At 71.3% G+C, this 1,152-nt stretch carries 1 protein-coding gene and 1 pseudogene; both read right to left on the bottom strand.

Annotation, left to right across the window (positions count from 1 at the left end):
* Positions 1 to 675 (bottom strand): DMT family transporter (locus tag HC022_RS27040; RefSeq protein ID WP_167454433.1); only part of this gene is annotated, 675 nt, incomplete at its 3' end.
* A gap of 6 nt (positions 676 to 681) precedes the next feature.
* Positions 682 to 1,152: pseudogene (locus HC022_RS27035) on the bottom strand (alpha-D-glucose phosphate-specific phosphoglucomutase); the annotation flags it as partial.

Below are 1,152 nucleotides of genomic sequence, written 5' to 3'. Positions count from 1 at the left end.
GGTGACCGGGGGGTGGCCGGCCGCCGTGACCATCACCGCGCCCGCCATGTGCAGGAACACCGGCGGTTCGGCGACCAGCGGCGTGCCGGTCACCAGCAGCACCGCGAGACCCACCGGGAAGACGGCCGCGAAGCCGTAGGCCGAGATTGCGATCGAGGGGATGCGCTGCGGCACCACCCGGGTCACGAGGTCACGCGCGGCGAGGCCGGTGACGCCGGCCACCGGGAAGATCTCCCACCCGGTAAAGCCGCTGCCGCCCGGGCGGATGACCATGAGCATGCCCACCAGCCCCACCACGATGGCAAGCCAGCGGCGCCAGCCCACCGGCTCTCCGAGGAAGAGCGCGGCGCCGAGGGTCACCACCAGTGGTGCGGTCTGCATGATCGCCGCCATCAGCGAGAGCGGGATCTTCGAAAGCCCCACGATCATGCCGAGCGCGCCCGCCATCTCCCAGTTGTGGCGCACCAGCCCCTGGCGGGGGAGGGCCTCCCCGACGTGGCGCGCCCCCCGCCGCAGCCGCGCCAGCGCCACGAAAAGCAGCGTCGCGCCGATGCTCAGCATCAGCATGACCTGACCCACCGGGGCGTTCTGGGAGGCAAGCTTGAGGAAGGCGTCGCTGGCAGCCAGCAACGCCATGGAAAGCACCATCAGCAGGATCGCGCGGAGCGTGTCCACCCTGGATCAGGTGATGACGTCGGGCGCGTCGCGTCCGGTGCGGGACCTGATTTCGGCGATGTTTTCGGCCGCGGCGATGACGTCGGCCAGCGCTTCCTGCGGATCGAGGCCGAAGGCGGCGGGATCGGTCTCGACCTTCTCGAGGTAGACGCGCAGCGTTGCGCCCTCGGTGCCGGTGCCCGAGAGCCGCAGCACGAGGCGGCCGCCGCCCTCGAAGGCCACGCGCAGGCCCTGGCCCTCGGAGCGCGAGCCGTCGACCGGGTCGTCATAGGCGAACTCGTCGGCGCTGGTGACGGTGAGGGGGCCGAAGCTCTGGCCCGGCAGCGCGGCGAGCTGGCCGCGCACGTGCTCCATCAGCGCGTTGGCCGCGTCGCTGTCAACCGCCTCGTAATCGTGGCGCGAGTAGTAGTTGCGGCCGTACTCGGCCCAGTGCGCCTCCATCAGCTCGGCGACGGAGCATTTCCTGACGGCGAGGAT

Source organism: Salipiger sp. HF18 (assembly GCF_011806505.1).
Taxonomy (GTDB): Bacteria; Pseudomonadota; Alphaproteobacteria; order Rhodobacterales; family Rhodobacteraceae; genus Salipiger; species Salipiger thiooxidans.
This window is presented reverse-complemented; position numbering and strand designations above follow the sequence as displayed.